The organism is Listeria fleischmannii subsp. fleischmannii LU2006-1, from assembly GCF_000344175.1.
GTDB classification, from domain to species: domain Bacteria; phylum Bacillota; class Bacilli; order Lactobacillales; family Listeriaceae; genus Listeria; species Listeria fleischmannii.
On record NZ_ALWW01000056.1, the window covers coordinates 1 to 15,846 of the forward strand.

The window sequence follows — 15,846 nt, forward strand, 5'->3', positions numbered from 1 at the left end:
TTTAAAAATTAAGCGTTTCATTTTTTCATAAATAAGACCTCACAAATTTAGAATTATTTGTAGTATACAATATCCTTTATCGAATATCAATAAATTTTTATTGTTTAATTTTATGTTCCGTCATGATAATCGAAATAAATAAGGTTAAAAGAAAAGAGCATAAAAAATAAACTACTACGCACGAAAAAATGGAGGGGAATGAAACTTAAAATAAGATAAACTAACCACAAACCGATACCTAAAACAAGCCAAAACATGCCTAAATAGCGGTGCGCGTAATGGAACGTTTCAGGTGATTGTAAACTCGCCTTTGTCCTATAAGCGAAAGTTTGGTTTTGATTTTCGGGTGTAAAAAAATAAAAATACACGCCTAATCCGATTAATAAAAGGGGTAGTAGAAAATCTAACATAGTAAGACTCCGTTCTTATTGAAAATGGTTATCAATTAGCCTTTGAATTCAGAGGCTTTTTCTAGTACAATAAATATACCAGAAAATATGGGGAGGAAACTATGAAAAAGGCATACTTAGGACTGTTTTTTATCGCAATAGTAGCCCTTTCTGCATGTTCACAGCCAACAAATTCAGCAGAAAAGAAAATTTCTAATGAGAACAAAAACAGGGAAAACCGTTTTACAAATAAAAGATATGGCAGGTCGGACTGTCCGTTTTGAAAAAAAACCGCAGCGAATTATTACCTTAACAAATTCAGATATGAACATTGTCTATGCGCTTGGTGGGAAAGTGGTAGGGCGTCAAACGCAGGATGCTAGTGGAGTTGATCCAAAAGAGGCCAAGTCAGCCACTCAGGTTGGCAACACCCATGACTTAAATTTAGAAAAAATAGCCTCTCTTACACCTGATGTTATTGTCGCAAGCTCGGAACAAAATTTAAAAGATGTTCCAGCACTTGAATCGCTCGGAGCAAAAGTCATTCTCACAGGAGCAAATTCTGTGGATGAAATTAAGCAACAAACCGCCATACTCGGAAAATTAGTAGGAGCAGAAGAACGAGCAAAAGAATTAAACAACACGCTTTCTAAAAAAGAACAGGAAGTCGAAACGGCCCAAGCCGGAAAAAAAGTGCGCGCACTTCTCGTTTTGGGCGCCCCAGGAAGTAATTATGCAGCATTACCATCTTCACTAAGCGGGGATACCCTTAGAATTGCAGGTGGTGAGAACGTGGCTGAAAATTTAAAAGGTGTCGAAAACTTTCCGCAATATGCGGCGCTTAACATTGAAAAAATTGTCGCAGAAGACCCGGAAGTTATTTTTCTCATGATTCACGGTGGTGATGAAAAAGAAACCGAAATGGCTTTTCGAAAAGAGATGGAACAAAATGAGGCCTGGAATTCGACAACAGCAGTCAAAAAGGGCAATATCAAAGTCCTTCCAGCTAATTTATTCGGAACAAATCCAGGTGTAAGAATCGATGAGGCTCTCACTTATATGGCGAATCAATTAAATCAGGTGGCAAAATGAAAATAACACATGACCCTAGACGGAAACGTCGTCTCATTTCATTTGTTTTGATATGTCTTCTTCTTGTTTTTGTGTTTTTTTATGGTCTAACAACCGGTTCTGTAAAGCTTTCTTATTCAGAGGTGTGGCATGCTATAACGGGTAGCGGGGACGCACTCGCCAATCAATTGGTGTGGAATTTGCGCTTGCCGCGTCTTTTAATTGCCTTTTTAGTTGGGGCGGCGCTCGCCATTTCAGGTTGCTTGCTTCAAGGTGTGATGCGAAACCCACTCGCGGATCCAGGCGTTATTGGGGTTTCGGCAGGCGGAGGCCTTGTAGCGATTATTTTAACAATCGTTTTTCCAAGCTTAACGGGCTTTGTCCCTCTTGGCGCGTTTTTAGGTGCATTTGGAACAGCCCTTTTAATCTACCTAGTGGCTTGGGATAAAGGGGTTTCGCCACTACGCGTGATTTTATCTGGTGTGGCGATTAATGCGTTTATTACGGCCATGACTTCTGGCGTGATGGTGCTTTACTCAAACCGTGTTCAGAGCGTTATTTCATGGATGACGGGAACTCTTTCTGGGAAAAGTTGGTATCACCTTGAGATGATCTTCCCGTACATGATGATTGGTTTTGTGCTTAGTATTTTTGCAATCCGCTCTTCAAATGTGCTTATGCTCGGGGATGACGCGGCTAAATTATTAGGCTATTCTGTTGAAAAACACCGCTTTTTTATTATCATGTTGGCCGCATTTTTAAGTGGGGTCGCGGTCAGTGTTGCAGGTTTAATTGGCTTTGTAGGACTAGTTGTCCCGCACATTTTCAGATTAATTATTGGAAACGATTATAAATTTTTACTGCCCATTTCGGCAATTGGCGGCGCCGTTTTAGTAGGATTTGCCGACACAGCGGCGCGGAGCTGGTTCGGCTCCATTGAACTACCGGTGGGGATTCTACTTGCGATGATTGGTGCCCCATTCTTCCTCATTTTATTACAGAGAGGACGTGTCACTTCATGAAAATAAATATCGAAGACCTTTCTTTTTCGAGAAAAAAGGATTTTGAGATTTCCGATTTATCACTGCAAATTGAACAAGGTAAAATGACCACCCTTGTAGGACCGAATGGCTCTGGAAAATCTACCATTTTGCGCTTAATAATGTGCCTTTTGGAGCCGAAAAGCGGTTGTGTTTTGCTGGACGGAATCAATGTGGCCTCCATTAGTTCAAAAAAGTTAGCCAAAGAAATGACGATGTTATCGCAATCGCCTGATGGCCTTCTTGATGTGGTCGTTCACGATTTGATTGCTTACGGAAGAATGCCACATAAGTCTTTTCTAAGTACAGGGATTTCGGATGAGGACGAGGCGGTCATTAAGTGGGCGCTTACGGTATGCAATTTGGAGGAGCTCGCTTATCGGCCGCTACACACATTATCTGGCGGCGAGCGGCAGCGAGCGTGGCTTGGTATGGCTTTAGCCCAAAAAACGCCGGTTTTATTATTAGATGAACCGACGACTTACCTGGATATTGCTCATCAGCTCGAGCTTTTGGATTTACTGACAAAACTAAATCGCGATTATGGGATGACGATTGTGCTTGTACTGCATGACTTGAATCAAGCGGCACTTTATAGTGATCAAATTTTTGCTTGTCAGGATGGTAAGATTGTAAAAACGGGTACGCCGCATGAGGTGTTTACGAAGGAACTTTTGGCAGAAGTTTTTCATATAAAAGCAGAGATTTCTGAGGCTTACGGTAGGCTATCCATTCAGCCTGTGGCGTCGACGCGTTTCTCATCATAATTTTAGATTAGAATTTCGTGAAAAAGCTTCCTATCTGGTAAAAACTCTTTTATAATAGTAAAGAGAAATTTGTGTTATAATAGATAAACTTGGGTTTTACGGGAGTGTTTGGGGGACAAAGTAGTCAAATTTTTTTGTTACCAATCAGTTAGGAGAGCGTAAAGAATGAATCAGCAAAATAAAATGGCAGGGCGAATTGATTATGGTATCATTTTAACGTTAATGTTGCTCTGTTTAATTAGTTTAATATCGATTTATAGCGCACAAATTACAAACGCGCAATACGATACAAACTTTGTGATGAAACAAATTGTCTGGTATGTTGTAACAACTTTTGCAATTATTGTTATGATGCAACTGGATTATGATAGGCTGACAAAATGGGCGTATTATTACTATGCACTTGGAATTTTCTTGCTTATTTTTGTACTCGTTTTTGGTAAAGAGGTAAAGGGTGCGAAAAGCTGGATTATTATTCCATTTTTAGGTAGTTTACAACCATCTGAAGTGGTTAAAGTTATTATCATTATTGTTTTAGCGAAAGTAATTATGGACCATAACAATAAATTTAAAGTACATACGATTAAGTATGATTTTTGGTTAATTGTTAAAATAGGGCTTTTTGCGGCGGTGCCATTAGCATTAATTATGTTACAGCCAGATTTGGGAACAACACTTGTTTTTATCGCAATTATTGCGGGGATGATTTTAGTCTCAGGAATAAGTTGGAAAATTATTGTGCCGCTTTATGGCGGGATTATCGCAATTGGGACAGCGGCAATTTGGATGGTTATTAATCATCAAAGTTGGCTAATTAAAATTGGTTTTAAACCTTATCAGTTTGACCGTATTACAACATGGATTAATCCGGAAACTGATCCACAAGGTGGCGGATACCAAGTTCTTCGCGCCATGACAGCTATTGGCTCTGGACAAATTAGCGGAAATGGCGCCGGTTATGATGCCATAGCGATTCCGGAAAATCACAATGATTTTATTTTTACAATTATTGGTGGGGACTACGGGTTTATAGGTGCAAGTATCTTACTAGCTCTATACTTCCTATTAATTTATCAAATTATCCGTGTAGCGCTTGATATTAATGTTCCTTACTACTCATATATCTGTACAGGTGTTGTCATGATGATTATGTTCCACGTTCTTGAAAATGTAGGAATGAATATTGGTTTATTACCAATTACCGGTATACCGCTTCCGTTTATTAGTTATGGTGGTAGTGCCCTTCTTGGGAATATGATGGCCATCGGTTTAATTTTATCCATTCGCTTTAACTATCAAAAATCGATGTTTGAAATGGATAGCAAGGCAATACAAAGCTGAATCATTTTGATTCAGCTTTTTCTTTTGTTTTCGTTTATAATAAAAGAAAAAGGAGTGAGTATATGGAAAATTTACAGGGGACTTGTCTTTGCGGGGCAGTTAGTATTGTGATAACACCTAAAAATCATGATATTCATGCTTGTCATTGTGAAATGTGTCGGAAATGGACAGCGGGACCTTTTTTATCTATTGAGGCTTCAAGTCATGTTACTTTTTCAGGGGAAAAATATATTACGGAGTTTCCATCATCAAAATGGGCTAAGCGGGGTTTTTGTAATAAGTGTGGTTCTACTTTGTTTTACCATTCTGTGGAATCAAATGAGTATTTTATGAGTTCAGAGCTCTTTCACTTGGAGGATTTTAGGCTGGTTAGTGAAATTTATATTGATGCTAAGCCTGCGTATTATGATTTTAAAAATGAGACCAAAAAGTGGACGGAAGAAGAATTTTTAAAAAAACCTATAACTTATTTGTATGCGCTTTCTTGCTTCGTGCTTATTTTCCTCAAAAAATTGCTTTTTTATTTGTACTTTTGGGGAAAATGGACTATGATAGACTTAGACTTAAGTAAGAAGGGAGTAGCGATTGTGATAGATTTTTATTGGTATCCGAAGTGTTCAACATGTAGGAAAGCCCTTGCTTTTATTGAAGAGAACAAGGTTGTGGTTAACAAAATCGATTTAATCGAAAACCCGCCGTCAGCAGATGAGTTAAAGGCACTTTGGGAAAAAAGTGGATTGCCGATTCGTCGTTTCTTTAATACGAGTGGGATTAAATATCGTGAACTTGGTTTAAAGGATAAACTTGAGGATATGTCTCAGGATGAAGCTTTTGAATTGCTAGCTTCTGATGGAAAATTAATTAAGCGTCCGCTTACAACGGATGGGAAAAAGGTAACACTCGGCTTTAAAGAGGAAGAATTTAGAGCTGCTTGGAAATAAAATTGCGCTTTTAATCAAAGGAGGAGTTTTTAAATGAGTTTACCAAAAGAATTGCTTTATACAGAAGAACATGAATGGGTGAAAAAAGACGGCGATACATATGTTATTGGAATTACAGACTTTGCACAAGATCAATTAGGGGACATTGTTTTTGTTGAATTGCCTGAGGTTGGCGATAAAATTGAACAAGGTGATTCCATTGGTAGTATCGAGTCTGTCAAAACGGTTTCTGATTTTTATGCACCTGTAACAGGTGAAGTAGTAGAAATTAATGATAGCCTAGAAGATGAGCCTGAACTTTTAAACAGTGATACATATGAAAAAGGTTGGATTTTAAAAGTAAAAGATGTATCTGCTGAACAAATTGATGGCTTACTATCGAGTGAAGATTACGAAAAAGTGATTGAGGATTAAGATGTTTCAAAGCCAACCTACATTTAGGTTGGCTTTTTTAGGAGGTTTATATGATTCAAGTCGAAAGTAAAGATTTGGCACGCTTTTTGGAAGAAAAGAAAAGTGGCTTTTTTTATTTTTATACACCATTATGCGGTTCTTGCCAGCTAGCAAGACAGATGATTGAACTTGCGGAAAAAAGTTCGGACTTACCTATTTATGCGCTAGATTTAAATTTATCAAAAGAATTTGCGCCCCTTTTTAAAATCGAGGCAGTGCCAGTTTTAGTGCGCATTGATAGCGGGGAATTTAGTGAGAAAACGTATACTTTGGATAATATAGTCGCGGTTTTTCGTTTTTTTGAAAAAAGTTTACCTAAGTAAAAAAAGTTTCGCATCCGATATAGAACTGGTTACCACTAAAAAGGTTGCTGTAGACCCATTTAACTTCTATATGATACACTATTTCAGGTACTTTAAAAGTGAGTGTGTGGAGGCAATTAAAATGAGTCATAGTAATTTAACCATTTTATCTGTAATTAGTAATTTTGTGATTGTCGTTTTAAAATTTATTGTTGGCTTTTTAACGGGATCAGTGGCAGTTATTTCGGAGGCAGTTCATTCATCTATGGACCTTTTTGCTTCTGTTATTACCTTTTTCTCGATTCGCATTGCTGGACGCCCAGCTGATGATGACCATCCTTATGGGCACGGAAAAGCGGAAAATATTGCGGGAACAATTGAAACTTTACTTATTTTTGTAGCAGGTATTTGGATTATTATCGAATCGGTCGATAAATTTATGAATCCACATGAAATTAAGTTTCCGGCTCTAGGAATTATTGTGATGCTATTTGGGGCTACTGTGAATATTGTCATTTCAAGAATTATTAAACGTGCGGCCGATAAAGCGAATTCAGTGGCGATGAAATCGAATGCGTTACATCTTTATACGGATGTATTTACATCACTTGGTATTGCGGCCAGTTTGCTACTCGTTTATTTGACTGGCTGGACTTTTCTCGATCCAACGATTGCGATATTAACCGCAATTTATATTATGTATGAAGCATGGAAGCTGTTAAAAGAATCGTTTCCGCCTCTTATGGACCAACGTTTAAACAAAAAAGAGGAAGAAGAAATCAAACGAATTATTTTAGCCCATAAAGAAGAGTTTATCGAGTTTCATGATTTTCGTTCGCGGCGTTCTGGGGCGAGAGGAGTATATCGATTTTCATTTAGTGGTGTCAAGTGAGATGACTGTGACGGCGGCGCACTCGCTATGTGATACAATTGAAGAGGAAATTGGTGCCTTCTATTCAAAGGCGCAGGTGCTGATTCATTTAGAGCCAGAGGAAGAGAGTGTACATACGCCAAATGTTTAATATTTATTAAAGAAATCACAACTGATTTCTTTTTTTTTCGTGGTGGTGGTACAATGAGGGTAACAAAAATGAGAAGAGGTAAGGAATAATGACATCAATTTTAATAGCGGATGATGATAAGGAAATTGTCGACTTAGTCAAGCTTTACCTGCAAAATGAAGGCTATGATATTCACCAAGCCTATGACGGGGCTGAAGTTTGGAATTTGGTCAATAAAATTGATTTTTCACTTATCATTTTAGATATTATGATGCCTGAAATGGATGGGTTAGAAGTTTGTCGCATGATGCGCAGTGAAGGGATTTTAACGCCGATTTTAATGCTTAGTGCAAAGGCTGAGGATAATGATAAAATTATGGGGCTTTTAACTGGCGCAGATGACTATATGGTTAAACCGTTTAATCCCCTAGAGCTTTCTGTACGCGTAAAGGCCATTTTAAGACGCATTCAAAATATGCAGTCTGTTGCGGCCGATGAAACGAATAATTTAATAATTGGTCCGATTGAAATCAATCGTGATCAACATATTGTAATGGTCGGAGAGCGGGAACTTCATTTGACGACGTCGGAGTTTGATATTTTACACCTGTTGGCAAGTGAACCAGGCCGGGTTTTTAGTTCCGAATATATCTTTGAAAAAATTTGGCAGGAGCAGGCATTTGGCGCGAGTAAAACGGTGATGGTGCATATTAGTAATTTACGTGATAAACTGCGTGAAGCTCTTGATGGTGAAAATGTGATTAAAACAATTTGGGGAGTAGGGTATAAAATTGAAATTTAAACAAATGATGGGGCGACTCGCACATGTAATGGGTCCTTGGCAAGTTGCTTTTTTTGCGATAATTTCATGGTTATTAGCTGGTGTGGCACTTCAAACGCTTTATTTGTGGGTGCTGTCTATTCGTGATGATTCGGTCGTGCTTCGCGGGTTAAGCGATTCGTTCATTGATTTATTTGGCCGCGGGAAATACAATAACGTGGTAGAATCACCCGTTCTTCTTTTGATTAAATACCTCATCACGCTTATCATAGCGCTTTTAATATTTTATATTTTCTACCGTTTGATGCGACAACGAAAACTAAAGAAACAGCTTCAAACCATTAACTACGCGCTCGGACTTGGTCGCCCAGTAGATACAGAGAGTCTCGTCCCGGAAATTCGGGAGTTAGAGGTCAATATTGAAAAAATGCGTGCGAGGCAGCGAAACTTGATGAAGCAAGAACAAGAGGCGCAGCAAGCTAAAAATGATTTAATAACGAATGTATCCCATGACTTAAGAACGCCACTAACATCCATTTTAGGCTATTTAAGCTATATTCATGATGATAGGTACCGCGATGAGGTGGAACTCAAATATTACACCGAGCTGGTTTATGATAAAGCCAAGCACTTGCATAAACTAATTGATGACTTATTTTCTTATACACGCCTGGAAAGTGCAGAATATACTTTAGAAAATGACCGACTTGATATGGTCGAGCTACTGAGACAACTTGTCGCGGAATTTGATGGACTTGCCCGCGATAAGGGAATGGAAATCGTAGAAACCTATGAGGCTGAAAATTTAGTTGTCAGTGGGGACGGAAATCAAATTATGCGTTTATTTGAAAACTTATTTTCGAATGCCCTTAGATACGGCGAGGGAAATAAAAATATTGATTTAGCTGCCCGAAAAGAAGGCGATTTTGCAGTAATTGATGTTATTAATTATGGGGAAGAAATTCCAGCGCTTGATTTGCCCCATCTGTTTGACCGTTTTTATAAAGTGGATAAAAATAGGACGACGACTGGAACAGGTCTAGGCCTTGCCATTGCGAAGTCCATTGTAGAGCGCCACGGCGGCTTAGTAATGGCAACAAGTAAGCACCATAAAACGACATTTACAGTGAAGTTACCACTTATTCAAATGTAAAAAAACTTTAGCTTTTCTTTCTCATTTCTTTCCCGCCCTTTTAGTTTGGCAAAGTAAAATGGACATTAGGAGGGGAATGAAATGACAAGGAAAAGCTTTTTTATTGTGACAATTGCTATTTTAACGGTCATTGCGGTTTTTTATTATACCTATCAAATGCGCCCCGAAATATCTGGAAATGTACAAGCCATACATAAAACTGAAATTTACTGTTGACAAAAAGGCATTCTAACTGTAATATGAAAAAACAGGACACATGCTAATGTGTCACTTATAATTTAATTCTTATCAAGAGTGGCGGAGGGATATGCCCGACGAAGCCCAGCAACCTAAGTAATCACTTAAGGTGCTAATTCATACAGGACAAATGGTTCTGAAAGATGAGAAGAAAGTCGTACAAAGCAAAATTCGTGCCTTTCTGCTCATGCAGAAAGGCTTTTTATATTGAGAGAAAAAGGTGAGGCGAATGATAACACTTCAAAATGTGGTAAAAGATTACACGACGAGAAAAAATAAAGTTCGGGCCGTAGATGATGTCAGCCTGGAAATAGCGGAAGGTGAAATATTTGGCGTCATTGGTTATTCGGGCGCAGGGAAAAGTAGCTTAATTCGCTTATTTAATGGCCTAGAACTCCCAACGACTGGACAAGTTGACGTAAACGGGAAAATGGTCAGTCAAATTCGAGGGCGTGAACTTCGTAAGGCTCGGCAAAAAATTGGGATGATTTTCCAACATTTTAATCTGCTTTGGTCGCGGACAGTATATGATAACATCGCGTTCCCACTAGAAATTGCAGGAGTTCGCGGACAAAAACGAAAAGAACGTGTGAATGAACTGATTCGTTTAGTTGGACTAGAAGGAAAAGAAAATTCATACCCGTCCGAATTAAGTGGCGGACAAAAACAACGCGTTGGCATTGCTAGGGCGCTTGCGAATAACCCTACTGTACTACTTTGTGACGAAGCAACAAGCGCGCTTGATCCACAAACCACAGATGAGGTTTTAGAATTATTACTGGATATTAATAAACGTTTAAACTTAACGATTATTGTCATCACCCATGAAATGCATGTAATCCGCAAAATTTGTAACCGTGTTGCTGTCATGGAGGCAGGGAAAGTAGTTGAAATTGGAGATGTATTAGAAGTTTTCAAACATCCGAAACAACCTGTGACAAAGCGATTTATCGAGCAAGTGACTGAATCAGATGAAACCGAAGAATTGATTCACCTTTTACTGGAAAATTATTCAGAAGGAAAACTTGTGAAACTGCTCTTTATGAGTGAAAATGCAACCAGGCCTGTGATTTCTGAAGTGGCCAAAGAACATGATGTTTCTTTAAATGTCCTTCACGGGAGTTTAACACAAACCCAAAACGGTGCTTATGGTACGCTTTATGTGCAAATTGAAGGTTCTGAAACGGAAATCACTCAGACGATTCAGCATTTACGCGACTTGAAGATTGAAACAGAGGTGATTGAAGGATGAAGGAAATCTTCCCAGATGTAGACTGGCAACTAATGTGGAGTTATACAGAGGAAACACTTTATATGACACTTTATTCTTTAGTTGCTGTTTTTGTATTAGGTATCTTACTTGGCTTACTACTCTTTTTAACCAATCGAAAAGAAGGGTTACCAGCTAAGATTTTATATTGGATAACAGCAATACTTGTAAATGTATTCCGCTCTATTCCATTTATTATTTTAATTGTTTTACTTTTGCCGATGACCAAAACTCTTGTTGGGACCATTATCGGACCAAAAGCCGCTTTACCTGCTTTAATTATTTCCGCCGCACCATTTTATGCGAGAATGGTTGAAATTGCCTTTCGTGAAGTGGATAAAGGTGTGATTGAGGCAGCAAAATCAATGGGCGCTAATCTTTTCACCATCATCGGTAAAGTTTTAATTCCGGAAGCTTTACCAGCTATCGTATCAGGCATAACCGTTACAGCAATTTCGCTAGTAGGTTTTACCGCGATGGCAGGTGTAATCGGAGCAGGCGGACTTGGAAACGCCGCATACTTAGAAGGTTTCCAGCGTAATCAACCAGACGTCACGATTGTTGCAACCATCATTATTTTGATTATCGTATTTATTTTTCAGATCATCGGGGATTTACTTACAAAAGCAGTCGATAAAAGATAAAAAGGAGAGTTTAATATGAAAAAATTTTTTGGAGCAGTTTTTGTTTTTAGTTTAATTCTAGTTTTAGCCGCTTGTGGCAGCGGTTCTTCGGATAAAAAGTCATCCAGTTCTGACAGCAAGGAATTAATCGTTGGTGCTTCCAACACGCCTCATGCGCAAATTTTAGAACAGGCAAAACCAATTTTAGAAAAAGAAGGCATCAAACTTAAAATTGTCAAATATACCGACTACGTAATGCCAAATAAAGCGCTTGATGAAGGCGAATTAGATGCGAACTATTTCCAACATAAACCTTACTTAGAATTAGAAGAAAAAGAAAAGGGCTATAAATTTGCAGACGTTGGTGCGATTCACATTGAGCCAATGGGAATTTATTCTAAAAAAGTGAAAGACTTAAAAGATTTAAAAGACGGCGCGCAAATTTTACTTTCAAACAGTAAATCAGACTGGCCACGTGTCATTGGCATTTTTGTTGATGAAGGTTTGCTCACACTAAAAGATGGTGTGAAAGCACAAGATGCTACGTTTGATGATATTAAAGACAATCCGAAAAACTTAAAATTCAAATATGATTTAGACCCAGCCTATCTTATGACTGCTTACAACAATGAAGAAGGTGACGCTGTTGCCATTAACTCAAACTTTGTTGTTGACCAAGGATTAAACCCAACAAAAGATGCCATCGCAATTGAAAGCAAAGATTCGCCTTACGCAAATATTGTCGTAACAAAAGAGGAAAATAAAGATAATAAAAAACGTGAAAAAACTAGTTGAAGTCCTACACTCAAAAGAAATTCAAGACTGGATTACAAAAGAGTGGGGCGGCGCAGTAGTACCTGTAAATAAATAATAGTAAGGGACATCGCCAGAAATGGGGTGTCTTTTTTTTCTGTAAAAAAATAAAAAAAATTTCAAAGCTAGGCTATCAATATTTAACGCATTGAAACGATAATTATTTTCATTTTGTTATATTGATTAAATATTTTTTCTATAGTATATTTTAGTTGAAAGCGCATACTTTATATAAAAAGAAGCAAAAGCCCGAGAAGGAGGAGAAACCATGATGAATTCATTTTTAACCAAAGTAAAAGGAGGATTGATAGTTTCCTGCCAAGCTCTAGAAGGTGAGCCATTACATAGCTCTTTTATCATGTCTAAAATGGCAAAAGCCGCATTAGCTGGGGGAGCCGTAGGTATTCGAGCCAATTCAGTAGAAGATATAAAGGCGATTCAAAAAGAAGTAAATTTACCCATTATCGGTATATTTAAAAAGGAGTATCCAGACTCAGAAGTTTTTATAACCCCAACTTTAAAAGAAGTACGAGCAATTTGCAAAACAGGCGTGTCTGTTGTAGCCCTAGATGCTACAAGCCGTAAAAGACCCCAAAATGAAGACCTAAAAGAGATTATTCATTCCGTGAAAAAGGAGTTTAAAGACATACTCATAATGGGTGATACCGCAAGCTTAAATGATGTTACTTTTGCTCTAAAAGCAGGTGTTGATATAATCGGAACCACTTTGCACGGCTATACAGAGGAAACCGCGGGATGCAATATTAGCGATAATGATTTTGCTTATTTAAAAGAAGTGTTACAAAAATCAACCGTTCCCGTAATCGCGGAAGGCAAAGTGGATACGCCAGAAAAGGCTAAAAGAGTCCTAGAATTAGGGGTAGAATCAGTTGTTGTCGGCGGAGCAATCACACGCCCGAAAGAAATCACCGAACGATTTATCGAATCCATTAAACAAGTAAAAGGAGAGGAATTTTAAAATGGAACGAAAAGTAAAAGTGGCTGTAATCGGAATCGGACAGATGGGGACCTATCACGCAGAAATCTATCAAAAATTACCACAAGTAGAGTTAGTTGCTATTTGTGAATATAACGATGAAAAACGCGCAAAAGCCGAACAAAAATTTCAGTGCCAAGGTTATAAAGATTACCATGATTTGTTAAAAAACCCGGAAATTGATGCGGTGAGCATCGTGCTCCCAGATAATATGCACCGGGAATGTGTCGAATTAGCCGTGCAGCACAATAAGCATATTTTACTTGAAAAGCCCATTGCGAAAGAATTAGAAGACGGAGAAGCCATTTATGAAATTACAAAAAATTATGACAAAGTCTTCACGGTCGGTTTCTTATTACGATTTGATCCGCGTTTTAATATGGTGAAGCAAAGACTGGATAACGGAGAACTAGGCGACATTATTCACCTTTATTGTAGACGGAATAGTCCAATTACGGGACCAAAACGTTATATAGGGGCATCAGACCTTAGTATGCATGTCATGATTCATGATATTGATTATATTAACTGGTATATGAATAGCAATCCGGTCAAAGTTTTTGCCAAAAGTCGCAGTGTGCTCTTAAAAGAAAACGGAATGAATGATGTAATCTACGCCATCGTGACTTATGAAAATGGCGCCATTGCTTGTCTTGAAGCATGTTGGGTGCTTCCTGAAAATTCGCCAACCATTATTGATGATAAATTAGAACTTGTGGGAACAAAAGGGGTGGCGTACATCGATTCATGTGATCAAGGCGTTAAATTTGTGAGCGATGAAGGCGTTTCGTATCCAGATTCCAGACATTGGTACTATGTTAACGGTGAAGTAAGCGGCGATTTAGCAGAAGAAGTCATGGCTTTTATTAATAATGTAGTTAGCGGAACAAAATCCATTATTACGCCAAAAGAAGCACTTGATTCACTCCGTGTAGTGGATGCGATTGAACGTTCAATAAAAGAAGGAAAAGAAGTAGAGCTTTAAAAACATGTTTTTTTTAAAAGGGGGGACTAAAATGTCCATTCATGTAAAAGTTCAAAAATTTGGAAGTAAACTAAGTGGTATGGTGATTCCAAATCTCGGAGCCTTTATGGCGTGGGGGATTTTAACCGCGATTGGAGTAGCAACAGGTAGTGAAATGCTAAAAAGTTTTATCGGACCCATGCTCAATTATTTGCTACCGCTATTAATTGCATTTGCCGGTGGTCGAGCTGTTCACGGATATCGTGGGGGTGTCATTGCAACAGTAGCGACAATGGGTGCTATTATTAGCTCAGATATTACGATGTTTATCGGGGCAATGATTATGGGACCTCTCTCTGCCTGGATTTTGAAAAAATTTGATGAAAAAATTGATGGGAAAATCCCAACTGGTTTTGAATTACTGATTAATAATTTTTCTATCGGGATTATAGGCGCCTTAATGGCTCTATTTGCTTATGTGGCGGTTGCGCCGGCTGTTTCTAGTGTGACCACTGTGCTCGCGGAAGGTGTAGATTATTTAATTAACTACCACTTACTGCCTCTAACCGCGCTCATCATTGAACCAGCGAAAATCCTATTTTTAAATAATGCGATTGGTCAAGGGATTTTAAGTCCGCTCGCGACGTTGCAACTTGCTGAGACAGGGAAATCGGTTTTATATTTATTGGAATCGAATCCTGGACCGGGTTTGGGTATTTTACTTGGTTACATGTTTTTCGGCAAAGGAAGTTCCAAAGCGTCCTCTTACGGGGCAAGTGTGATTCACTTTTTCGGTGGTATTCATGAAATCTACTTCCCATTTGTTTTAATGAATCCTGTTCTTATTTTACCGCTTATTTTAGGTGGTATGACGGGAACCTTTATTTTAACAATGACAAACGCTGGGCTTGTTGGAGTCGCTTCACCCGGAAGTATTATTACGATTATGATGATGGCGGCACCAGGCGACCATATTAAAATTATTATCGCAGTCCTAGCGGCGGCACTTGTTACTTTCCTGACGGCTATTCCGTTCATTAAACGGGCGAAAAATAATGATGAGGCGTTGCAACAAGCTGCTGTAAAAATGGAAGGTTTAAAAGGAAAGAAAAGTAGTATCTCTTCTGTTTTTGCTGAAAAGGAAACAAACGATTTTGATTTTAGTCAAGTAAGAAAAATTGCATATGCGTGTGATGCTGGCCTAGGCTCTAGTGCGATGGGAGCCTCTGTTCTTCAGAAAAAAATCAATCAAGCTGGCTTAGAGGATATTCAAGTTTTTCACATTGCCGTGCCTGAATTACCAACGGAATGTGATATTGTGGTCACGCATAAGTCGCTTATGGAAAGGGTACGTGAAAATCAACCGGGTGCATATTATGTTGAAATTGTTGATTATTTAAACGCACCAGAATATGCAGAACTGATTGATCATCTGGTGGAAAGTCGTAAAGAAAAATAAAAGGATTTGGAAGGGAACATTTTAGAAGCGTATCCCTTCCAAATTTTAGTTGTTTCAAGGAGGGAAAACATGCTTAAAGCCATTATTATGGATTTTGATGGAGTGATTGTGGATACAGAGGTCATTTGGTATGACATTTTTAAAGAATGGTTGCAAAAAGAACAAAATTATCACGTGTCGATATAGAGGAATTTTTAATTTGCGTAGGAGCAAGTGATGATGCGTTTTTTCAAACAATTAGCGA

Annotated in this window: 16 protein-coding genes, 4 pseudogenes and 1 riboswitch; of the genes and pseudogenes, 19 read left to right on the forward strand and 1 reads right to left on the reverse strand. The window is 38.4% G+C overall.

Annotated elements, in window-relative coordinates; genetic code table 11:
* Positions 1 to 110 precede the first annotated feature (110 nt).
* Positions 111 to 410, reverse strand: coding sequence for an SdpI family protein (locus tag LFLEISCH_RS12960; protein ID WP_007477339.1), 300 nt, complete (start codon positions 408 to 410; stop codon positions 111 to 113).
* A 101-nt stretch (positions 411 to 511) separates the two neighbouring features.
* On the opposite strand from LFLEISCH_RS12960, the pseudogene LFLEISCH_RS12965 reads away from it, so the two are divergent.
* The 19 genes and pseudogenes from LFLEISCH_RS12965 (at position 512) to LFLEISCH_RS15120 (ending at position 15,788) form a co-directional block, all read left to right on the forward strand.
* Positions 512 to 1,481, forward strand: a pseudogene (locus tag LFLEISCH_RS12965) (ABC transporter substrate-binding protein).
* Positions 1,478 to 2,482, forward strand: coding sequence for a FecCD family ABC transporter permease (locus LFLEISCH_RS12970; protein ID WP_007477342.1), 1,005 nt, complete (start codon positions 1,478 to 1,480; stop codon positions 2,480 to 2,482). Before LFLEISCH_RS12965 ends, LFLEISCH_RS12970 begins: the two are co-directional and overlap by 4 nt.
* A complete protein-coding gene (locus tag LFLEISCH_RS12975) occupies positions 2,479 to 3,267 on the forward strand; it encodes an ABC transporter ATP-binding protein (RefSeq protein ID WP_007477344.1) in 789 nt (262 codons plus the stop codon). The genes LFLEISCH_RS12970 and LFLEISCH_RS12975 overlap by 4 nt, the downstream gene beginning before the upstream one ends.
* A 165-nt stretch (positions 3,268 to 3,432) precedes the next feature.
* Positions 3,433 to 4,608 carry a rod shape-determining protein RodA gene (gene rodA, locus LFLEISCH_RS12980; RefSeq protein ID WP_007477345.1) on the forward strand — a complete coding sequence of 392 codons (1,176 nt, stop codon included), beginning with the start codon at positions 3,433 to 3,435 and terminating at the stop codon, positions 4,606 to 4,608.
* A 62-nt stretch (positions 4,609 to 4,670) separates the two neighbouring features.
* Positions 4,671 to 4,922, forward strand: a pseudogene (locus LFLEISCH_RS16265) (GFA family protein); the annotation flags it as partial.
* Positions 4,923 to 5,195: 273 nt separating this feature from the next.
* Positions 5,196 to 5,549 (forward strand): arsenate reductase family protein, encoded by a 354-nt coding sequence (locus LFLEISCH_RS16075; protein ID WP_007477346.1) that lies wholly within the window; start codon positions 5,196 to 5,198, stop codon positions 5,547 to 5,549.
* A gap of 33 nt (positions 5,550 to 5,582) precedes the next feature.
* A complete protein-coding gene (gene gcvH / locus LFLEISCH_RS12990; protein ID WP_007477348.1) occupies positions 5,583 to 5,963 on the forward strand; it encodes a glycine cleavage system protein GcvH in 381 nt (126 codons plus the stop codon).
* A gap of 50 nt (positions 5,964 to 6,013) precedes the next feature.
* A complete protein-coding gene (locus LFLEISCH_RS12995) occupies positions 6,014 to 6,325 on the forward strand; it encodes a thioredoxin family protein (RefSeq protein ID WP_007477350.1) in 312 nt (103 codons plus the stop codon).
* A 121-nt stretch (positions 6,326 to 6,446) separates the two neighbouring features.
* Positions 6,447 to 7,326: pseudogene (locus tag LFLEISCH_RS13000) on the forward strand (cation diffusion facilitator family transporter).
* An 85-nt stretch (positions 7,327 to 7,411) separates the two neighbouring features.
* Entirely contained in the window at positions 7,412 to 8,107 is a 696-nt protein-coding gene (locus LFLEISCH_RS13005) for a response regulator transcription factor (protein WP_112153877.1), read from the forward strand.
* A complete protein-coding gene (locus LFLEISCH_RS13010) occupies positions 8,091 to 9,239 on the forward strand; it encodes a sensor histidine kinase (protein ID WP_223196456.1) in 1,149 nt (382 codons plus the stop codon). The genes LFLEISCH_RS13005 and LFLEISCH_RS13010 overlap by 17 nt, the downstream gene beginning before the upstream one ends.
* Positions 9,240 to 9,320: 81 nt before the next feature.
* Positions 9,321 to 9,455, forward strand: a complete 135-nt coding sequence (locus LFLEISCH_RS16270; RefSeq protein ID WP_258404629.1) for a hypothetical protein — start codon at positions 9,321 to 9,323, stop codon at positions 9,453 to 9,455.
* Between the two features lie 66 nt (positions 9,456 to 9,521).
* Positions 9,522 to 9,626, forward strand: a riboswitch (SAM riboswitch).
* A gap of 79 nt (positions 9,627 to 9,705) precedes the next feature.
* Positions 9,706 to 10,728, forward strand: a complete 1,023-nt coding sequence (locus LFLEISCH_RS13015) for a methionine ABC transporter ATP-binding protein (protein WP_007477360.1) — start codon at positions 9,706 to 9,708, stop codon at positions 10,726 to 10,728.
* Entirely contained in the window at positions 10,725 to 11,390 is a 666-nt protein-coding gene (locus LFLEISCH_RS13020) for a methionine ABC transporter permease (RefSeq protein ID WP_007477361.1), read from the forward strand. Before LFLEISCH_RS13015 ends, LFLEISCH_RS13020 begins: the two co-directional genes overlap by 4 nt.
* A gap of 15 nt (positions 11,391 to 11,405) precedes the next feature.
* Positions 11,406 to 12,240 (forward strand): annotated as a pseudogene (locus LFLEISCH_RS13025) (MetQ/NlpA family ABC transporter substrate-binding protein).
* Between the two features lie 210 nt (positions 12,241 to 12,450).
* A complete protein-coding gene (locus LFLEISCH_RS13030; RefSeq protein WP_007477364.1) occupies positions 12,451 to 13,161 on the forward strand; it encodes an N-acetylmannosamine-6-phosphate 2-epimerase in 711 nt (236 codons plus the stop codon).
* Between the two features lies 1 nt (position 13,162).
* Positions 13,163 to 14,164: a Gfo/Idh/MocA family protein gene (locus LFLEISCH_RS13035; RefSeq protein ID WP_007477366.1), complete on the forward strand. Its 1,002-nt coding sequence runs from the start codon at positions 13,163 to 13,165 to the stop codon at positions 14,162 to 14,164.
* Between the two features lie 31 nt (positions 14,165 to 14,195).
* On the forward strand, positions 14,196 to 15,602 hold the full coding sequence (locus LFLEISCH_RS13040; RefSeq protein ID WP_007477368.1) for a PTS mannitol transporter subunit IIBC: 1,407 nt from the start codon (positions 14,196 to 14,198) through the stop codon (positions 15,600 to 15,602).
* 69 nt (positions 15,603 to 15,671) lie between these two features.
* Entirely contained in the window at positions 15,672 to 15,788 is a 117-nt protein-coding gene (locus tag LFLEISCH_RS15120; RefSeq protein ID WP_007477371.1) for an HAD hydrolase-like protein, read from the forward strand.
* Positions 15,789 to 15,846: the final 58 nt, after the last annotated feature.